The organism is Halorubrum sp. SD41 (assembly GCF_058630335.1).
On record NZ_JBZVGZ010000011.1, the window covers coordinates 42074 to 60993 of the forward strand.

At 70.6% G+C, this 18920-nt stretch carries 19 protein-coding genes; 15 read left to right on the forward strand and 4 right to left on the reverse strand.

Annotated features, from left to right (window positions below; all coding sequences use genetic code 11):
• Positions 1–447: 447 nt before the first annotated feature.
• The 9 genes from AC4NMM_RS06695 (at position 448) to AC4NMM_RS06735 (ending at position 10040) form a co-directional block, all read left to right on the forward strand.
• Complete coding sequence (locus AC4NMM_RS06695; protein ID WP_491923881.1) at positions 448–1383, forward strand: thiazole biosynthesis protein; 936 nt, start codon at positions 448–450, stop codon at positions 1381–1383.
• Positions 1384–1868: 485 nt separating this feature from the next.
• Positions 1869–3626, forward strand: coding sequence for a pyruvate kinase (gene pyk / locus AC4NMM_RS06700; RefSeq protein WP_491923882.1), 1758 nt, complete (start codon positions 1869–1871; stop codon positions 3624–3626).
• 140 nt (positions 3627–3766) lie between these two features.
• Positions 3767–4084, forward strand: coding sequence for a DUF7312 domain-containing protein (locus AC4NMM_RS06705; RefSeq protein ID WP_491923912.1), 318 nt, complete (start codon positions 3767–3769; stop codon positions 4082–4084).
• A 105-nt stretch (positions 4085–4189) separates the two neighbouring features.
• Positions 4190–4846 (forward strand): NfeD C-terminal domain-containing protein, encoded by a 657-nt coding sequence (locus tag AC4NMM_RS06710; protein WP_096393711.1) that lies wholly within the window; start codon positions 4190–4192, stop codon positions 4844–4846.
• An 80-nt stretch (positions 4847–4926) separates the two neighbouring features.
• Positions 4927–5670 (forward strand): YIP1 family protein, encoded by a 744-nt coding sequence (locus tag AC4NMM_RS06715; protein WP_491923883.1) that lies wholly within the window; start codon positions 4927–4929, stop codon positions 5668–5670.
• An 80-nt stretch (positions 5671–5750) separates the two neighbouring features.
• Positions 5751–6374 carry a dCTP deaminase gene (dcd, locus tag AC4NMM_RS06720; RefSeq protein ID WP_491923884.1) on the forward strand — a complete coding sequence of 208 codons (624 nt, stop codon included), beginning with the start codon at positions 5751–5753 and terminating at the stop codon, positions 6372–6374.
• Complete coding sequence (locus tag AC4NMM_RS06725) at positions 6371–7279, forward strand: thiamine-phosphate synthase family protein (protein WP_096393714.1); 909 nt, start codon at positions 6371–6373, stop codon at positions 7277–7279. The genes dcd and AC4NMM_RS06725 overlap by 4 nt, the downstream gene beginning before the upstream one ends.
• Positions 7280–7626: 347 nt before the next feature.
• Positions 7627–9759: a methionine--tRNA ligase gene (gene metG / locus AC4NMM_RS06730; RefSeq protein ID WP_491923885.1), complete on the forward strand. Its 2133-nt coding sequence runs from the start codon at positions 7627–7629 to the stop codon at positions 9757–9759.
• Between the two features lie 71 nt (positions 9760–9830).
• Entirely contained in the window at positions 9831–10040 is a 210-nt protein-coding gene (locus AC4NMM_RS06735) for a DUF8141 family membrane protein (protein ID WP_491923886.1), read from the forward strand.
• A gap of 34 nt (positions 10041–10074) precedes the next feature.
• Here the strand turns inward: AC4NMM_RS06735 and AC4NMM_RS06740 are convergent, their stop codons facing one another.
• A complete protein-coding gene (locus AC4NMM_RS06740) occupies positions 10075–10494 on the reverse strand; it encodes a VOC family protein (RefSeq protein ID WP_491923887.1) in 420 nt (139 codons plus the stop codon).
• 39 nt (positions 10495–10533) lie between these two features.
• Complete coding sequence (locus AC4NMM_RS06745; protein ID WP_197702923.1) at positions 10534–10659, reverse strand: transporter; 126 nt, start codon at positions 10657–10659, stop codon at positions 10534–10536.
• A gap of 117 nt (positions 10660–10776) precedes the next feature.
• Between AC4NMM_RS06745 and AC4NMM_RS06750 the strand changes: the two genes are divergently transcribed.
• Together AC4NMM_RS06750 and AC4NMM_RS06755 are read left to right on the forward strand one after the other, a co-directional pair.
• Positions 10777–11454, forward strand: coding sequence for a 2,5-diamino-6-(ribosylamino)-4(3H)-pyrimidinone 5'-phosphate reductase (locus AC4NMM_RS06750; protein WP_096393719.1), 678 nt, complete (start codon positions 10777–10779; stop codon positions 11452–11454).
• Between the two features lie 261 nt (positions 11455–11715).
• The gene (locus AC4NMM_RS06755) at positions 11716–12639 is read left to right on the forward strand and encodes a coiled-coil protein (protein ID WP_004596565.1); all 924 of its coding nucleotides are present in this window, start codon (positions 11716–11718) and stop codon (positions 12637–12639) included.
• Between the two features lie 126 nt (positions 12640–12765).
• Here the strand turns inward: AC4NMM_RS06755 and AC4NMM_RS06760 are convergent, their stop codons facing one another.
• On the reverse strand, positions 12766–14100 hold the full coding sequence (locus AC4NMM_RS06760) for an outer membrane protein assembly factor BamB family protein (RefSeq protein WP_096393720.1): 1335 nt from the start codon (positions 14098–14100) through the stop codon (positions 12766–12768).
• A gap of 170 nt (positions 14101–14270) precedes the next feature.
• On the opposite strand from AC4NMM_RS06760, the gene sppA reads away from it, so the two are divergent.
• The 3 genes from sppA to AC4NMM_RS06775 all read left to right on the forward strand — a co-directional run bounded on the left by sppA (position 14271) and on the right by AC4NMM_RS06775 (position 17329).
• Positions 14271–15206 (forward strand): signal peptide peptidase SppA, encoded by a 936-nt coding sequence (gene sppA, locus AC4NMM_RS06765; protein WP_096393721.1) that lies wholly within the window; start codon positions 14271–14273, stop codon positions 15204–15206.
• A gap of 85 nt (positions 15207–15291) precedes the next feature.
• Positions 15292–16428: a DUF373 family protein gene (locus AC4NMM_RS06770; protein ID WP_096393722.1), complete on the forward strand. Its 1137-nt coding sequence runs from the start codon at positions 15292–15294 to the stop codon at positions 16426–16428.
• Between the two features lie 76 nt (positions 16429–16504).
• The gene (locus AC4NMM_RS06775; protein ID WP_096393723.1) at positions 16505–17329 is read left to right on the forward strand and encodes a shikimate dehydrogenase; all 825 of its coding nucleotides are present in this window, start codon (positions 16505–16507) and stop codon (positions 17327–17329) included.
• A gap of 372 nt (positions 17330–17701) precedes the next feature.
• Here the strand turns inward: AC4NMM_RS06775 and AC4NMM_RS06780 are convergent, their stop codons facing one another.
• On the reverse strand, positions 17702–18160 hold the full coding sequence (locus AC4NMM_RS06780; RefSeq protein ID WP_096393724.1) for a transporter: 459 nt from the start codon (positions 18158–18160) through the stop codon (positions 17702–17704).
• Between the two features lie 104 nt (positions 18161–18264).
• Between AC4NMM_RS06780 and AC4NMM_RS06785 the strand changes: the two genes are divergently transcribed.
• Positions 18265–18891, forward strand: coding sequence for a helix-hairpin-helix domain-containing protein (locus tag AC4NMM_RS06785; RefSeq protein ID WP_491923888.1), 627 nt, complete (start codon positions 18265–18267; stop codon positions 18889–18891).
• Positions 18892–18920 lie beyond the last annotated feature (29 nt).

The following is an 18920-nucleotide window of genomic DNA, read 5'->3' on the forward strand; positions in this document are numbered from 1 at the left end:
GGGCGGGCGGCGACGACGGAGTACGAGCCGAAGGCGGTGGCGCGTGCCTGCGAGCGGCCGGAGCGAAGCGGAGGCCGCGAAGCCAGCACCGCGCGAGGGAGTCAGTCGCCGGAGCGAAGCGACGGCGACTGACGAGGCTGGGGAGGCGTGAGGCTGCTGTGCGGGGCGGTGCGGGGTGGGACTCAAAGGGGCAGTCAGGAGGCAGGCGCAGGCGAAGTAAGCACCGCAGCGAAGGAGCGACAGCGACTGAGCGAGGAGCGCAACGAGCGTGCGCCTGCCTCCTGGCTGGGGCTTTGCCAGTGTTCGCTGTTGATCCGTAGTCGAGTTCGGACAACCGAGCGACTGGGGCTTTAGAGGTGTTCGTGTCGATGTTGTCGGTAGGAATCATACACACAGCGACGTACCGACCGCAACCTCTTTCACTACCAAGTAATACTACCAAGTTGTATGAAGGGATTCAACGGCTTCGCGGACGTGAGCGAGACGGACGTGACGAGAGCGATCGGAAACGAGTGGACGGACGGATTCCTCGACTTCACGGACTCCGAGGTCATCGTCCTCGGCGGCGGCCCCTCCGGGCTGATGGCCGCGAAGGAGCTGGCCGAGCGCGGCGTGAAGGTGATGATCGTCGAGAAGAACAACTACCTCGGCGGCGGGTTCTGGCTCGGCGGCTTCCTGATGAACACGGTGACCGTCAGAGATCCCGCACAGGAGATCCTCGACGACCTCGACGTCGACTACGAGCCGGTCGCGGACGTGGACGGCCTCTACACCGCGGCCGGGCCCGAGGCCTGCTCCGGGCTGATCAAGGCCGCGTGCGACGCCGGCGCGCGCGTCCAGAACATGACGGAGTTCACCGACCTCGTCGTCCGCGACGACCACGAGGTCGGCGGCATCGTGATGAACTGGACGCCGGTCCACGCGCTCCCGCGCGAGATCACCTGCGTCGACCCGATCGCGGTCGAGTCCGACCTCGTCATCGACGCGACCGGCCACGACGCGGTCGCGATCAGCAAGCTCGACGAGCGCGGCGTCCTCTCCGCGCCCGGCATCGAGCACGCCAAGGAGCACAACACCGGCATGGACCAGACGGGCGACGGCGAGTACGGCGCCCCCGGCCACGACTCGCCCGGCCACGACTCGATGTGGGTCGGCGAGAGCGAGGACGCCGTCGTCGAGCACACCGGCGTCGTCCACGACGGCCTGATCGCCTCCGGGATGGCGGTCGCCACCGCCCACGGCCTCCCGCGCATGGGGCCGACGTTCGGCGCGATGTTGGTGTCGGGGAAGCGCGCGGCCCAGACCGCGCTCGACGAACTCGGCGTCGACGCGCCCGAGGTGTCGCTGTCGACCGGCAGCGCGCCCGCCCCCGCAGACGACTGATACCCCGCCGCTGACGCTTCGAGGACGGTCCCCTCCAACGTCTCATTATCTCATTTATAAATGGCTGCCAACGGATCGACGGTGAACACTTCCAAAGCCCCAGCCGCGCGGACGCCGTACGCTCGCTGCGCTCCTCGGTCGCTCGTTTCACTCGCTCCCTGCGGTGCTTACGTCGCCTACGGCGTCCGCGCGGCTGCCCCTTTGAGTCCCACCCCGACCGCACAGCGACCGCACCTCATGCCTCCCCAGCCTCGTCGGGCGCATCCTTCGGGCTCCCTCCGGTCGCCCTCGGAGCGCCCGACTCCCTCGCGCGTGCTGCTCGCGGCCTGCCGGCCGCTCGCAGGCACGCGCCAACCGCGTGTTTATTTATAAATGGTCGCCGCAGTCCGAGTCCGGAATCGGCTGTGCGACCGTTCCTCACGAACGTTCACTCGGGAGCGACTCAACCGGGTGCCTTTTTCCGCCGCTACGTCGAACCCGGCGGTATGCGAAACGCCAAGATCGTCTGTACGATCGGTCCCGCCTCGGACGACCGGGACACGATCCGCGGCCTCGCCGACGCGGGGATGTCCGTCGTCCGACTCAACGCCAGCCACGGAACGACCGACCACCGGGAGACGGTGATCGAGCGCGCTCGCGAGGTCGACGAGGAGATCGACGACCCGCTCGCGGTGATGGTCGACCTGAAGGGCCCGGAGGTCCGCACCGCCGAGATCGACGAACCGATCTCGCTCGCGACCGACTCCGAGGTCACCTTCCTCGAAGGCGACGACGCGACCCCCGATCGCGTCGGCCTCACCCACTCGATCGGGGCCGCCGAACCGGGCGACACGATCCTGCTGGACGACGGCCGGATCGAGTGCCGCGTCGAGCGCGTCGACGGCGAGTCCGTGGTCGCGACGGTCGTCTCCGGCGGGAAGCTCGGCTCGCGGAAGGGCGTGAACCTCCCCGGCGTCGCCATCGACGTCGACCTGATCACGCCCGAGGACGAGGCGGAGCTCGACCTCGCGGCCCGGACGAACGCGGACTTCGTCGCCGCCTCCTTCGTGCGCGACGCCGACGACGTGTACAAGATCGCCGACGAGCTGGAGGCCCGCGGCGGCGCCGACATCCCGATCGTCGCGAAGATCGAGCGCGCCGGGGCGGTCGAGAACCTGGAGGGGATCGTCGACGCCGCCGACGGCGTGATGGTCGCCCGCGGCGACCTCGGCGTCGAGTGTCCCTTAGAGGACGTGCCCGTGATCCAGAAGCGCATCATCCGGACCTGCGTCAACGAGGGCGTCCCCGTCATCACCGCGACGGAGATGCTCGACTCGATGGTCTCCTCGCGGCGACCGACCCGCGCGGAGGCGTCCGACGTGGCCAACGCCGTCCTCGACGGCACCGACGCCGTGATGCTGTCGGGCGAGACCGCCGTCGGCGAGGATCCCGTCAACGTCGTGGAGACGATGGACCGGATCGTCCGGCAGATCGAGGCCAGCGACGAGTACGCGGAGACGCGCGAGCAGCGCGTCCCGACCGCGGAGGAGGGCTCGCGCACGGAGGCGCTGGCGCGCTCGGCGCGCTACCTCGCGCGCGACATCGGCGCGTCGACCGTCGTCGCCGTCTCCGAGTCCGGCTTCACCGCGCGCAAGACGGCCATGTTCCGGCCGGGCGTCCCGGTCGTCGCGACGACGCCGAACGACCGTGCCCGCCGCCAGCTCGCGCTCTCGTGGGGCGTCCGCCCCGTCCTGACCGAGTACGCCGACGACATGGAGGGGATCCTCGACAACGCGGTCGACGCCGCGCTCGACCGCGGCGGCGCCAGGTCCGGCGACACCCTCGTGGTCCTCTCCGGCATGCTCACCGAGTTCGAGGGGACGAACACGACGAACACCCTGAAGGTCCACGTCGCCGCCGAGACGGTCGTGACCGGGAAGGCGGTCGTCGCCGGCCGCGTCGCCGCCCCCGTTCACCGGACCGAAGACGGCGACCTCGACGCGCTGCCGGACGGCTGCGTCGTCGCGCTCGGCGCCGACTTCGACGGCGAGTTCTCCGGCGACCTCGACCGGATCGCCGGCATCATCGACGCCCGCGAGGGGATGACCGGCTACCCCGCCGTCGTCGCCCGCGAGCTCGGCGTCCCGATGGTCTCGGGCGCCGGCCTGCCCGAGTCCGTCGCGGACGGCACCACGGTGACCGTCGACGGCGAGCGCGGCGTCGTCTACGACGGCGACGTGCTCCGGGCGGCCCGAGATCGGTAGGTCGCCCGACCCGAACGCACCGACCGCTCCGACCATCCCACCCGACCCGACCGTCTCACCCGACCCGACCGTCTCACCCGACCCGACCGTCTCACCCGACCAGACCGCCCTTCCCCACCCGCCCGCCGGCCCCCCCCATCATTTTATTACGGAGCTGCTTCGTCCCAACGAGGACCAACAAACCGGGCCAGTGGGCCGGCACCGGGCACCCCCCCGACGCCTCGGAGTCGGCGGAGTTCGGCGAGCGGAGCCGGGCCAACGACGCCGGCGACGAGAGCGCGGACGACGGGCGCGAGTGGCGCTTCGCGGTCGACGACGTCGGCCCGGACGGGGTCACCGAGGACACCGCCACGCCGGCGGACGAGCCGATAGAGCCGGGCGACGTCACCCTCGAACACGCGGTCTTCGTCGTCCTCGGCGTCGCGCTCACGGTCGGCGTCCTGCTGGTCGGGTTCTGAACGCGACCGTCGCCGCTCGGGCGCGAACCCGCACCGACGGCGGCCGACCCGACCGACGCCGCGGGCGCGCGCACCACTTATCAGGCCGCGGCCGTAGGACCGAACATGAACGCGCTCGCACAGTCCGGGCTCCTCTCGCCGGACACCCTCCCGCTCCTGCTTTTGACCGCGGGGCTGCTGCTCTCGATGGCGGAGGCGCTCGCCCCGGGAGCGAACTTCATCGTCGTCGGCATCGCGCTCATCGGCGCGGGGCTCGGCGGGCTCGTGTTGAGTTCGCTCGGCGTCGCCGGCGCCCTCCTCACGCTGCTCATGGCGCTCCTGACGCTCGCCTTCGGCGCCGCCGCGTTCTACGGCTACCACGAGTTCGACCTCTACGGCGGAAAAGGGCAGCAGCAGACCAGCGACAGCGACTCGCTGAAGGGGAAGACGGGGACGGTCACGGAGCGGGTGACCCCCACGGGCGGCGAGGTGAAGCTCTCCGGCGGCGGGTTCAACCCCCACTACTCCGCGCGCTCGATGGACGGCGAGATCGACGAGGGCGAGGAGGTGATGGTGGTCGACCCCGGCGGCGGCAACGTCGTCACCGTGGAGTCGACCGGGTACGTCGAGGACGACATCGACCGCGAGCTGGCGGCCGACCGCGCGCGGAAGGCGGCCGCGAGCGACGCCGACGCGGATGAGACCGCCGCGAGCGAGGCGGAAGGAGACGGCGCGGAGCCGGAGACCGACGCGGAACGGGAGCCGGAGTTCGACCGGGAGTGACGCGGCTCGGCTGAAACGCCGCTCCCCCGCCCGAACCGCGACCGGAAAAGCACTTGTCCGTCGCCGCCGATTCCCCGGCGATGCCCTCCCCGCTCTCCGCTCTCGCGAGCCTGCCCGGTAGCCTCATCGACCGCGTCCGCGACGCCTTCGACTCCCCCCGCGCCGGCGGGGTCGCGGTCGCGCTCGTCGTGGTCGTCACGATCGGCACCAGCGTCGGGATCCTCGCGCTCGGGGCCGTGTTCGACGCGACCGTCGACCAGCAGATCACCGTCGACAACCCGGACCGCCCCCCGGAGTCGACCTGCGAGGCGTTCGGCGACGACTCGGATTCGGTCTTCGCCGAGGAGTGCGACGAGCCGGAGCGCGTCGAGGTCGACGCGGGGGAGGAACTACGCGACGCCGCGACCGGCTACCTCCACTACGGGCTGCTGGGGGTCCCGCTCTGGTGGGCGCTGTTCGCGGTCGCGCTCCACGTCGGCGCGCGCGTCGCGGGCGGCTCCGGCTCCGTCGGCGACTCCTTCGTGATCGCGGGGTGGGCGATCGGCGTCGAGCTGCTCCGGCTCGCCGCCGGGCTCGCCGCGATCTGGTACGCGCTCTCGAACGCGGCGATCTCGGGGGAGACGTTCGAGGCGCTCTCGAACGAGATCGTCGCCGCCCTCACGGGCGCGACGGGACCGCTGCTCGTCGCGTCCGCGGTCGGGATCGCGGTCCAGTGGGTGGTGGTCGTCGGCGGACTGGAGGCCGAACACGACCTCGACCGCGGGGCCGCGGCGGGCGTGGCGACGGTCTTCGCCGCCGTCGCGCTGCTGCTCGCGGCGGTCTGACGCGCACCGGAACGTCCCGCCGCGCTCGCCGCGACCGCGGATTCGGGAGTTTTTAAGCCGCCGGCGCTCCCCGTCTCGGTATGATCCTGTCCGACGCCGACATCCTCGACCGGCTCGCCGAGGGCGACCTCGCGATCGAGCCGCTCGACGACGTCGACCAGCAGGTCCAGCCCGCGAGCGTGGACCTGCGGCTCGGCGAGCGGTTCCTGGAGTTCCAGCGCACCAACATCCCCTGTATCCACCCCACCGACGCGGGCGAGGTGGGCGAGTACGTCACCGAGACGACCGTCGACGAGGGCGACGAGTTCATCCTCCACCCCGGCGACTTCGTGCTCGGGACGACCGCCGAGCGCGTCGCGATCCCCGACGACCTCGTCGCGCACGTCGAGGGGCGCTCCTCGCTCGGGCGGCTCGCGATCGTGGTCCATGCAACAGCCGGTCTGTGCGACCCCGGCTACGAGGGCCAGATCACCCTCGAATTGTCGAACCTCGGCACCGCCCCCGTGGCGCTGTCGCCGGGCATGCGCGTCTCGCAGCTCACCTTCACGGAGCTGAAGCGGCCCGCAGAGCGCCCGTACGGCGCCGAACGCGGCTCGAAGTACCAGGGACAGGACGGGCCGCAGGCGTCGCGGATCGGCGACGACCCCGAGTTCGCGGGCGAGGATGGCGACCGGGCGGCGGGCTCGGAGGGCGGAGAGCGATGAGGTTCATCGAGGAGGTCGTCGTCGACGAGTTCCTGCCGACCGTCCGCTCGATGCTCGCCGAGGACCTCCGCGACCGCGGGTTCACGCAGTCGGAGGTCGCCGACGCGCTCGGCATCTCGCAGTCCGCGGTCTCGAAGTACGCCGCCGGCGACGTGGCGAGACACGAGCGGATCGTCGGCGACGAGCGCGTGCGCGACCTCGTCGAGCGCGTGGGCGAGGGGCTCGCGAGCGGCGACCTCACGCCCGTGGCGGCGCTCGTCGAGATCGAGGTGCTGATCCGCCAGCTGGAGGAGGGAGACCTCCTCGCGGACCTCCACGAGGCGGCCATGCCCGCGCTCGCCGACGCCGACGTGGAGTTCTCGGTCCACGACCCGGACAGCGGCCTCCGCGAGCGCGAGCGCGTCCTCACCTCGGTCCGGCGCGGGCTCCGGACCCTGACGAACGCCTCCGGGTTCGCCGGGCTCATCCCGAACGTCGGCGCGAACGTCGCCGAGTGTCTCGCCGACGCGGCCACCGTCGACGACGTCGCGGCGGTCCCCGGCCGGCTCGTCGACGTGAAGGGCCGGGCGATGGTGCCCGGCGAGCCGGAGTTCGGCGTGAGCGAACACGTCGCGACGGTGCTGCTCGCGGCGCGCGAGGCGGGCGCGGACGTCCGCGGCGCGGTCAATCTCCGGTACGACCCGGGGACCGTCGAGGCGCTCGCGGCCGATCACCCGACCGTCGAGTTCGACGCGGAGCGACCGACCCGCGAGGCCGTCGCCGACGCGGTCGCGGCGGCCGACCGCCCGGCCGGTTCGGAGACGCTCGTGGCCTACCAGACCGGCGCGGTCGGCGTCGAACCGATCGTCTACGTCCTCGCGCCGACCGCGGCCGAGGCCGCGCGGATCGTCCGCGAACTGTTGTGAGCCGGTGCGGGCCGCCCGCGGCCCGCCGCGGACCGACCGCCGCCGACGCTTTTTAGACCGGACCGCACGAATCGAGGGGTGTGACTCGGATCCGACGGCCCGGGATGCGGATGCGCTCCTCCTAGCGACGGGCGGACCCGTCGCGTCGTCGCCGACCGGTAACGCGGTCGACGCCGCCGCGGCGGCGAATCCCGTCGCCTCTCCGCAGCGCCCGGGCCGTCGACAGCCTCGCGGACCGCGCAAACCCCCTCGCGGACCGCGCAAACCCCCTCGCGACCCGCGCGATCCGCGTCGGCCCCGAACCAGCGGGCTTTAGACCCGATCGACCGACACACGACACACATCACATGAGCCACGACGACTTCCCCACCGACGCGCCCGCGGTGGTGACCTGTGGACTGCCGTACGCCAACGGCGACCTCCACATCGGCCACCTCCGCACCTACGTCGGCGGCGACGTGTACAGCCGCGCACTCGAACGACTCGGCCAGGAGACCGCGTTCGTCTCCGGCTCCGACATGCACGGGACGCCGGTCGCGGTCAACGCCGAGCAGGCTGGCGTCTCGCCCGAGGAGTTCGCGCTCGACTGGCACGAGCAGTACGCCGAGACGTTCCCGAAGTTCAACGTCGACTTCGACAACTACGGCCACACCCACGACGAGACGAACACCGAGATCACCCGGGAGCTCGTCCGCGACCTCGACGAGGCGGGCCACCTCTACGAGAAGGAGATCATGGTGGCGTACGACCCCGTCGACGACCAGTACCTCCCCGACCGGTACGTCGAGGGGACCTGCCCGTACTGCGGCGCGCACGCCCGCGGCGACGAGTGCGACGAGGGGTGCCAGCGCCACCTCGAACCCGGAGAAGTGGAGGACCCCGAGTCGACGATCACCGGCAACCCCGCGGAGTACCGCGAGCGCACCCACAAGTTCTTCGCGGTCTCCGAGTTCGCCGACTACCTCTCCGACTTCCTCGACCGCCTCGAAGGCACCTCGAACGCCCGCAACCAGCCCCGCGAGTGGATCGAACAGGGGCTTCAGGACTGGTGTATCACCCGCGACATGGACTGGGGGGTCGACTACCCCGGAGAGAACCCGGAGGATTTGGTCCTCTACGTCTGGGTCGACGCCCCGATCGAGTACATCTCCTCGACGAAGCAGTACTCCGAGCGCGTCGGCGCCGACGCGTTCGACTGGGAGACGGCGTGGAAGGAGGGCGTCAGCGACGAGCATCCGGAGGGCGGCGAGATCGTCCACGTGATCGGCCGCGACATCATCCAGCACCACACGATCTTCTGGCCCGCGATGCTGGAGGCGACCGACCACGCGGAGCCGCGCGCGGTATTGGCGTCCGGCTTCGTCACCCTCGACGGCAAGGGGTTCTCCACGAGCCGCGACCGCGCGGTCTGGGCCGACGAGTACCTCGACGAGGGGTTCCACCCGGACCCGCTGCGCTACTACCTCGCGACCAACGGCGGGTTCCAGCAGGACGTGGACTTCTCGTGGGAGAAGTTCGCCGAGCGCGTCAACACCGAGCTGGTGGGGACCGTCGGCAACTTCCTCTACCGCTCCCTGCTGTTCGCCCACCGCAACTACGAGGACGGCCCCGACGCCGACGCCCCGAGCGACGAGGTGGCGGCGCGGATCGACGAGGCGGTCGAGGAGTTCGCCGCCGCGGTCAACGACTACTCCGTCCGCGCGCTCGGCGACGCCGTCACCGACCTCGCGCGGTTCGGCAACGAGTACATCCAGCGCAACGAGCCGTGGAAGCTCGTCGACGAGGAGCCCGCGGAAGCGGAGCAGGTCATCTACGACTGCGTCGCGCTCGCGAAGGCGATCGCGGTCCTCTTCGAGCCGCTGGCCCCCGAGAAGAGCGAGCGCCTCTGGGACCAGCTCGGCGAGCCCGGCACCGTCCACGACGCGACGGTCGAGGCCGCACGCGAGGGGCCCGCCGGCGACCTGAGCGAGCCGACCGAGCTGTTCGAGCAGGTCGAAGACGAGCGCGTCGAGTCCTTGAACGAGAAGCTCGAAGCGCGCGTCGCCGAGTCGGAGAGCGACGACGGCGACGGGAGTGAGGGCGACGAGACGGACGAAGAGAGCGACGACAACGAAACCGACACCGACGACACCGACGTGACCGATATCGAACCCCTCAGCGACGACCGCATCAGCTTCGACGAGTTCCAGGAACTGGACATCCGCGTGGGGCGGATCGAAGCGGCCGAGGGAATCGAGGGCGCCGACGACCTCGTGAAGCTCACGGTCGATCTGGGCGCGGAGATCCGGACGATCGTCGCGGGGCTCAAGCAGCTCCACGACGTCGACGACCTGCCCGACACGAAGGTTATCGTGCTCGCGAACATGGAGACGGCGGAGCTGTTCGGCGTCGAGTCGAACGGCATGGTCCTCGCGGCCGGCGAGGAGGCCGACCTCCTCACCACCTACGAGGACGCCGAACCGGGTACGAAGGTGAAGTAGCCCGAACCGCGGCAGACCGCGGCGCGGTTTCTCGAAGTTTTATTTGACTGACCGTTGAACGCGGGACCGCAATGGCCCTCCTTCCCCGCTGGTTCGAGGCGCTGTCGTTCCAAGCACAGATCGTCGTCCTCGCGCTGGTGTTCGATCCGATCGGCTTCGGCGCCGGCTACCTGCTCGGTCCCGAGTTCGGCGTCGAACCGATCCTCGGCGGCGTCTACGGACTCGTCGCCGTGAGCGTCCCGACGTCGCTGCTCGTGCTGCGCGAGTCGATGACGGGATAGGCCGGCGCACGGTCCGCGCGGTCCGGAACTGTCCTCAGGCGTCGAGCACCTCGATCAGGTTCCCCTCCGGGTCGCGAACGAACAGGACGGTCGTCCCGCTCTCGGTCGTCCGAGGCGGACTCAGCGTCTCGACGTCGTCCCTGAGGTCGGCGTAGAACGCTTCGACGTCGTCGACGGTGAGCCCGAAGTGGGTCGCGCCGGGCCGGTTCAGCTCGGGCTCGGCGGCCGGGCCGCCGTCCGGATCGTACGCGACGAGTTCGAGGCGGACGCCGTCGGCGTCGAGATGAGCGAACTCCGCCGCGGCGCCCTCGACGGCGACCGCCTCGGCGAAGGCGTCGCCGCCGACCGAGAACTCGGCGACGACGTCGAGGTCGAACGTCTCGGCGTAGAACTCGACGGCGCGGTCGAGGTCGGCGACGGTGACGCCGACGTGGTGCGCGGTTGGGTCGGACACGGCCGGTCGGACGGTCGGCTCCCGGGAAACCGTGTCGGGTCAGAGCCCGAACAGGCGGGCGGCGAGCCCGGCGAGCACGACCAGCGCGCCGAGGATGAACGTGCCCGGGATCGGGAGGAGGAACAGGGCGACGCCGATCAGGACCACGATCGTCGAGGTTCTCATTGGGTCCGGTTCGGCCTCGCGCCGGATACGCTTTGGGTCGGGGCGACCGCCGCGGTCGAAGGTCGCGCAGACCTCCCCGACCGAAACGACCATTCCGCGTCCGGACGACCCTCGCGTATGCACGTGGTCGTCAACGCGGCCCAGAGCGTCGACGGGAAGCTCGCCACCCGCCGCCGGGAGCAGCTCCGGATCTCCGGATCAGAGGACTTCGACCGGGTCGACCGCGTCCGGGCGGCCGCTGACGCGGTGCTCGTGGGCGTCGGGACGGTCCTCGCGGACGACCCGCACCTCACGCTCGACGAGGAGGACCGCCGCGTCGAGCGCCTGCGGAACGGGCGGTCGGGCGACCCCGCCCGCGTCGTTGTCGACTCCACCGGGCGCACGCCGACCGACGCGCGGATCCTCGACGACGCGGCGACGACGTACCTGCTCGTGTCGGCCGCGACCGACCGGGAGCGGCGGGAGACGCTCACCGACGCCGGGGCGGAGGTGATCGTGGCCGGCGAGGAGCGCGTCGACGTCGCCGAGGGGCTCGATCGGCTCGCCGACCGCGGCGTCGACCGCCTGATGGTGGAGGGCGGCGGCGAGGTGATCTTCTCCTGCTTCGAGGCCGGCGTCGTCGACGAGCTCCACGTCTACGTCGGCTCGCTCGTGATCGGCGGCCGCGACGCGCCCACGCTGGCGGACGGCGCGGGGTTCACCGAGGAGTTCCCCGACCTGACGCTCACGGGGACGGAGCGGCTCGACGACGGCGTCGTCCTCTCGTACGCGGTCGACGAGGAGGACGGATCGTGACGACGGACGGCGAGAGAGGCGGGCCGCGGCCGACGACCGTGTGAACCGTAACCACGGAAATCGGCCGTTACACGCTCCGTGACACCGGTGTACACGAAAATCACCGAAGTATTTATGTATCGCCCGGGGGTAGTTGCGGGTACCAGAACGCCTCTGGCGCTGGTGGAATCGCACGCTGAAATGAACGGGAGTTCTTGCAGACGGCCCGACGCACCACAGCGAGCGTCCGCTATCGCCGGAGCGGTGATGGAGAGATAACAAATGGTAACGAAAGAAGAAGTCATCGAGCAGTACGACGTGGAACCGATGGACGAGGCGGACAACGTGGACCTTTCTGAGGACGACTTGGAGAACGGCTCCAAGGGTCAGCTCATCAAACGCGCCGGCCAGCTGCGAGACCGACGCAACGAGCTGAACCAGATGGCGTCCGAGCGCGCCTCCAAGCGCGACGACCTCAACGCGAAGACGCGCGAGAAGGTCGACGAGGCCCAGGAACACCGCGAGCAGCGCGACGAGCTCAACGAGCAGGTCCAGGAACACAAGGACAAGCGCAACGAGCTCAACGCCGAGGCCAACGAGCTGTTCGACGAGGTCGAGGAGCTCAAACAGGACCTCGAGCTCGGCTCCGGGAAGTCCATCGAGGAGCTCGAAGAGGAGATCGAGGACCTCGAGTTCCGCCAGCAGACCGAAGTGCTCGACGCGGAGGACGAGCGCGAGCTGATCGAGAAGATCGACGACAAACGCGAGAAGCTCGCCGAGAAGAAGGAGAAGGTCGACGACACGAGCGAGCTCGACGAGCTCGTCGAGGAGGCCGAGGAGGTCCGCTCCGAGGCGTCCCAGCACCACCAGAAGGTGACGGAGCTCGCGGACAAGGCCCAGGAGCACCACAACCAGATGATCGAGGCCTACCGCGAGGCCGACGACATCCGCGACGAGGCCGACGAGATGCACGAGCTGTTCGTCGAGGCCCAGGAGGCGGCCGACCGCCACCACGAGGACTTCGTCCGCGTCCAGAAGCGCCTGCGCGAGCTCGACAAGAAGGAGGAGGAAGAGCGGCAGGACGAGCGCGCCGAGAAGCGCGAGGAAGAGAAGGAAGAGGCCGAAGAGATCTATCAGAAGTTCAAGGAGGGCGAGACGCTCGACACCGAGGACCTGATGAAGCTCCAGAAGACCGGCCTCCTGTAAGTCGGTCGATTCCCCCGGTTCCGACGCGGTTTTCTGCGGTTTTTCTCGGTCGACAGCGTCGCCCCCGTCAAGCGGAAGGACCGGCCGTGACGACCGACGGCGCCGGGAATATAGGCCGAGGTGCGATTACTGCTCGGCCCCGCACTCCGGGCAGTACGCCGGGTCGTCGAGCCCGCGTTCGGCGAAGTTCATCCCGCAGTTTCGACACGTCCGGTGGACTCCACACGACGGGCAGAACTCCGACTCGCCGGACGCGGGCAGATCCGCACCACAGCTCTCGCAGCTCCCGGCCTGCATCTCAGCCGGCTCCACGTCCCCCGTCCGGTCCGATCGGTCCCTCACCTCTATGGCGCCGGAGCGGCCCGTTTCGGTCCGGGCTACGGCGTACACGTTCCCGTTATAGTTCCCGAAGAATACCGTCGAGTCCGTCAGCGTCGCCACGGACCAGTCCCCGGCGCTGGCCTCGAAACGCCACTCCTCGGTCCCGTCGTTCGCGTCCACCGCACACACGATCCCGCCGTGGCCGCCGACGAACAGGCTCGAATCCGCCACGGTCGGTGCGGTTTGGATCTCTCCTCCGACAGCGAAGCGCCAGCGTTCGGTCCCGCTGTTCGCGTCCACCGCATACACGGTCCCGTCGCTGCTCGCGACGTACACCGTCGAATCGACCACGACGGGAGAAAAGCGGAACTCCCCCTCGGTTTCGAACCGCCACTGTTCGATCCCGTCTCTCGCGTCCACCGCGTACACGGTTCCGTCGCCGCCCCCGACGTACGCCGTCGATCCCGTTACCGCCGATGGAGCGTCCCCGACTCCGACCGCGAAGCGCCACTTCTCGGTCCCGTCGTTCGCGTCTACCGCGTACAGATTCCCGTCGCCGCTCTTGACGTATATCGTCGACTCCGCGACCACCGGCGGACTCCGGATCAGGTCTCCGGTCTCGAAGCCCCACCGTTCGATCCCGCTGGTCGCGTTCAGGGCGTACAGGCTGCCGTCGTGGCTTCCGACGTAGACGGTCCCGTCGGCCGTTCTCACCGACCGTTGGACGTACCCGTCGGTCTCGAAACGCCACCGTTCGTCTCCGGTCGCGGCGTCGAGCGCGTACAGACACCCGTCCGTACGGCCGCCGGTGTACACGGTCGCGTCCGCCACGATCGGCCGTTTTCCACCGTCGAAGCGCCACCGTTCGGTCCCGTGTTTCGTGTCTATCGCATACAGACCTCCCGACCGGTGCCCGACGTATACCGTTTCGCCCGCTACGACCGGCGTCGTGGCGAAGTGCCCCTGAGTCTCGAAGCGCCACCGTGCCGACCCGTCGGCCGCGTCCACCGCGTACACGGTCCCGTCGGTGCTCCCGACGTACACCGTTCCGTCCCTCACCGTCGGCCAACAGGTGTCCCAGCGGTCGGCCTCGAAGCGCCACCGTTCGGTCCCCGGGGATGACCGTTGCCCGTCGCTCATCGCTGACCGGTACCACGTCGTCCAAAATAAAACGCCCAGTTCGGAACGGCGCGGAACAACCGTTCGATGGAACGGCGGCCGCGGTGTCTGCGTCGGATCCGTCAGCGCACTCCGCCGCCGCCGATTTCCACAACGCCAGTATATAACCGTCCGCGTTCCCTACCGCCGGTATGGACGACGCGCCGACGAACGGACGGAAGGGGCTGCTCGCGGCCGCCGCGGTGGGCGCGGCGACGACGATCGCGGGCCGCGCGCTCCTCGGGCGACTCACCGGCGGGCGGTTCGGTGACGCGGACGAGTACAACACCGCGAAGGTGACCGTGTCGGGGCCGATCCGGCGGCGTCAGGGGCGACCCTCGCCGCTGTCGGGCCCGAGCGGCGCGACCGCCGACGACGTGGTCGAACAGATCGAGGCGGCCGACGAGGACGAGGACGTCGAGGCGCTGCTCGTCGAGCTCAACACCCCCGGCGGGGAGGTCGTCCCGAGCGACGACATCCGGCGGGCCGCCGCCGACTTCGACGGGCCGACGGTGGCGTACGCGACCGACACCTGCGCGTCCGGCGGTTACTGGATCGCGAGCGGCTGCGACGAGCTGTGGGCGCGCGAGGCGAGCCTCGTCGGCTCCATCGGCGTCGTCGGCTCCCGCCCGAACGCGAAGGGGCTCGCGGACAAGCTCGGCATCTCCTACGAGCAGTTCACGGCGGGCGAGTACAAGGACGCCGGCGTCCCGCTGAAGGAGATCGAGGAGGACGAGCGCGAGTACCTCCAGGGGATCATCGACGGCTACTACGAGCAGTTCGTCGAGACGGTGAGCGAGGGGCGCGACATGGACCCCGAGGCGATCCGGGAGACCGAGGCGCGCGTGTACCTCGGCGACGACGCCGCGGAGCTGGGGCTCGTCGACGAGCTGGGCACCGAGGACGACGTCGAGGACCGGCTCGCCGACCTGCTCGGGGCCGAGCCGGAGGTCAAGGAGTTCACCCCCGAGCGCGGGCTCGCCGAGCGGCTCGGTATCGGCGCCGAGCGCGTCGCGTTCGCGGCCGGGAGCGGCGTCTCGGACGCCTTCGTCGACGACGGCGGCGACATCGACGTGGAGTTCCGATAACGGGCGGAAGCGGGTCCGCGAGCGCGGAACGCCGCGCGGCCGGAGACGGGGAGGATTTTTGTCCGGTCGCGGTGTGGGACGACACGTGACGACGCTGGTCATCTGCGTCGACCGGTCCGGAGCGATCGGTCGCGCCACCAACGTCCCGATGCCGGTCGCCGGCTGGGAGGCCGTCCGGTCGCTGGTCACGGACGCCGGGCTGGACGACCCCGAGGACGCCAGCGTGAACTGCCTGCTGGAGTCGCTGCGCGTCGCCCGCGACCTCAGGGACGAGCGCGAGGAGTCGGTCGTGGCGGTCGTCTCCGCCGAGAGCGACACGGCGGTCGGCGCCGACCGCTCTATCGCCTCCCAGCTCGACGACCTCGTGGACCGGTACGACCCGCGGGCCGCGATCGTCGTCGTCGACTCCGCCGAGGACGAGCGCGTCCTCCCCGTCGTCGAGTCGCGGATCCCGGTCGACTCCGTCGACCGCGTCGTCGTCCGACAGGCCCGCGACATCGAGTCCACCTACTACCTGCTCAAGCAGTTCCTCGCCGACGAGCAGCTTCGCTCGACGATCCTCGTGCCGTTCGGCGTCGCGCTCCTCCTAGTCCCCGCGCTGTTCGCCTGGTTCTCCGCCGGCGAGGCGATCGCCGGCGTCGCGGGCCTGCTCGGCGCCGCGCTCCTTTATAAAGGCCTCGCGATCGACCGGTTCGTGGCGGGGATGCCGGAGCGCGTCCGCGAGGCGCTGTACGCCGGGCAGGTGTCGGTCGTGACGTACGTCGTCGCGGGCGGGCTCGCCCTCGTCGGCGGCTTCTTCGGCTTCCTCGCCGCCTCGGACCTGAACCCCGGATCGCCCCGGCTCGTCGAGGTCGTGGAGTTCGCCTACGCGGCGGTCCCGTGGTTCGCGGTCGCGGGCGTGACCGCGGCCGTGGGGCGACTCCTCGACGAGCTGATCCGCGACGAGGGGATCCGGACGCCGTACCTCAACCTCCCGTTCGTCATCGGCGCGGTCGCCCTCGTCGTCCGCGGGTTCGCGGGCTACTTCCTCGCGCAGGAGGCGATCCACGAGCCGCTGTCGGTGTACGGGATGACGATGACGCCGGTCCAGCAGCTCGCGGCGTTCATCGTCGGCGGCATCGTCGTGTCGCTCGTCGGCGTCAAGGTCGCCAGCGACGTCGGCACCGAGACCCTCGAAGACGTCATCGACGCGGAGCGGGACGCCGAAGGGCAGCGGGAGTGAGAGCGCGGTCGGAAACAGACGAGAGGGGCCACCACCGACCGACCGCCTTTTGTCGGTCGCGGCCGCGTGAGCGGGCATGGACGTGTACGGACTGATCGGGAACCCGGTCGGCCACTCGCTGTCGCCGCCGATGCACGAGGCGGGCTACGAGGCGCTCGGCCTCGACGCCCGGTACGTCACCTTCGAGCCGGACGCCGACGCGGCGGCCGCGGCTATCGCGGGCGCGGTCGACCTCGGCGTCGCGGGGCTCAACGTGACGGTGCCGTTCAAGCGAGACGCGCTGAGCGCGGTCGACCCCGCCCCGCTCGCCGAGCGCATCGGCGCGGTCAACACGGTCGATTACGGACCGGTCCGGACCGGCGAGGCCGACCGCCCGCGCGGGCACAACACCGACGCCGCCGGGGTGACGCGGGCGCTCGCGCACCACGACGTCGCCGTCGACGGCCGCGACGCGCTCGTGGTGGGCGCGGGCGGCGCGGGGCGGGCGGCGGCGTTCGCGCTCGCCGACGCGGGCGCGGCGGTCCACGTCGCGAACCGGACCGCGGAGCGCGCGGTCGAACTGGCCGAGGACGTGCCGGACGCGACCGGCGGCGGCCTCGACGACCTGAGCGACCGCGTCGCGGCCGCCGACCTGCTCGTCAACGCGACGAGCGTGGGGATGGAGGCGCCGGAGGAGACCCCGGTCCCCGCGGAGCACCTCCACGGCGACCTCGCGGTCCTCGACGCGGTGTACGCGCCGATCGAGACCCGGCTGCTTCGGGAGGCCGCCGCCGCGGGCGCGACGACCGTCGACGGCGCGTGGATGCTGCTGTATCAGGGCGTCGAGGCGTTCGAGATCTGGACGGACGAGGACGCGCCGGTCGACGCGATGAACGCGGCGCTGCGCGCGGAGTTGGAGTGACGCGGCGGCAAGTTATTTATAAATAGACGATACAGTGGCGCGCCGGTGAGCGGCCGCCACCGGCGGCCGCGAACCGTCCGCGAGGGAGTCGCTGGCGCCGGAGCGAAGCGGAGGGGCCAGCGACGAGGCTGGGGAGGTATGAGGTGCGGTGCGGTTGCGGTGCGGGGCGGGACTCAAAGGGGCAGCCGTGAGGCGGGCGCAGGCGAAGCAAGTACCGCAGGGAGCGAACGGAGTGAGCGACCGAGGAACACAGCGAGCGTGCGCCCGCCTCACGGCTGGGGCTTTGGAAGTGTTCACCGCCGATCTGCTGTCAGCTATTTATAAGCGAGCAACGGCATCTTAAAAAGAACCGACTACCCGAACTAAGCCCTTTTAAACCAATCCCGGGCTCGCGAGCAGCCCGGCGGTGACGATGAGCCCCACGGAGACGGCGGACGCGCCGTAGAGGAAGGGTTTAGCGTCGCGGGCTGGCTCGCGGAGCTTGCCGGCGTCGAGCCCCTCCGCCAGCTTCGAGCCGGCGACCTCGACGAGCCCGGTCCCGACGAACCACAGGCCGAGCATCGTCAACACGAGGTGGCCGCGGGGCGTCCCCGTCAGCGCCTCGAACGTGTACAGCGTCCCGGCCATGTGCCCGCCGGTGGCGACGAACGCGACCGCGCCGATCCGGGTGATCCAGCGCAGGCGGCCGACGACCGAGCCGAGCGCGTCGCCGCCGATGTCACCGCGGAGCGCGGGCGGGAGGACCGCGAGAGTGACGAACAGCACGCTGCCGACCCAGAGGACGGCGAAGCCGACGTGGACCGACCACATCACGGGGTTGAGAACGTCCATACCACCGGAACGGGCTGATCGCACTTATAAACCGGCGGGACGGTGACGGCGGTCGGTTGCGTCGGAGACGGTTTTTAAATATCTCGCACGTGTAGCCGCCGGCAATGGCTCTACTCCAGAAGCTCAAAGAGAAGCTCGGATTCGGGAGCGGTTCGGGCGAGCGGGAGTCCGGCGAGACGGAAGTGACGGTCGAGCGCGAATCGGAGCCGCCGGCCGAGTCCGAGCCGGCCGCCGAGGCGCCCGAAGCGGACGACGAACCGGCGGACGAGACCGGGTCGGCGGCCGCCGCAGCGGACGAGGAGGAGTCCGAGGAAGACGACGACGAGCCGGTCGCCGCGGAGACGGAGGCCGCCGCCTCGACCGAGTCGCTCGTCGACGAGGAGGCGGCCGCGAGCGCCGCCGAGACGGCGGCCGAGCCGGCGGAGGCCGCGACGGCCGAGGACGACGAGGCCGATATCGACGACGCCGAGGACGACGAGGCCACGGGCGCGGACGAGGCCGCCGCCGAGACCGACGCCGACGAGGCCGCCACCGAGACCGACGCCGACGACCGCGGCCCGAGCGTCGAGGAGATCAAGGGGATCGGCCCGGCGTACGCCGAGCGCCTCGCGGAGATCGGCATCGAGACGGTCGGCGACCTCGCCGACGCGGACGCCGCCACGGTGGCCGAGGGGACGAGCGTCGGCGAGAACCGCGCCGCGACGTGGATCGACCGCGCGAGCGAGTTCTGAAGGTCGGGCGACCGCAACTGTTTCGTCGC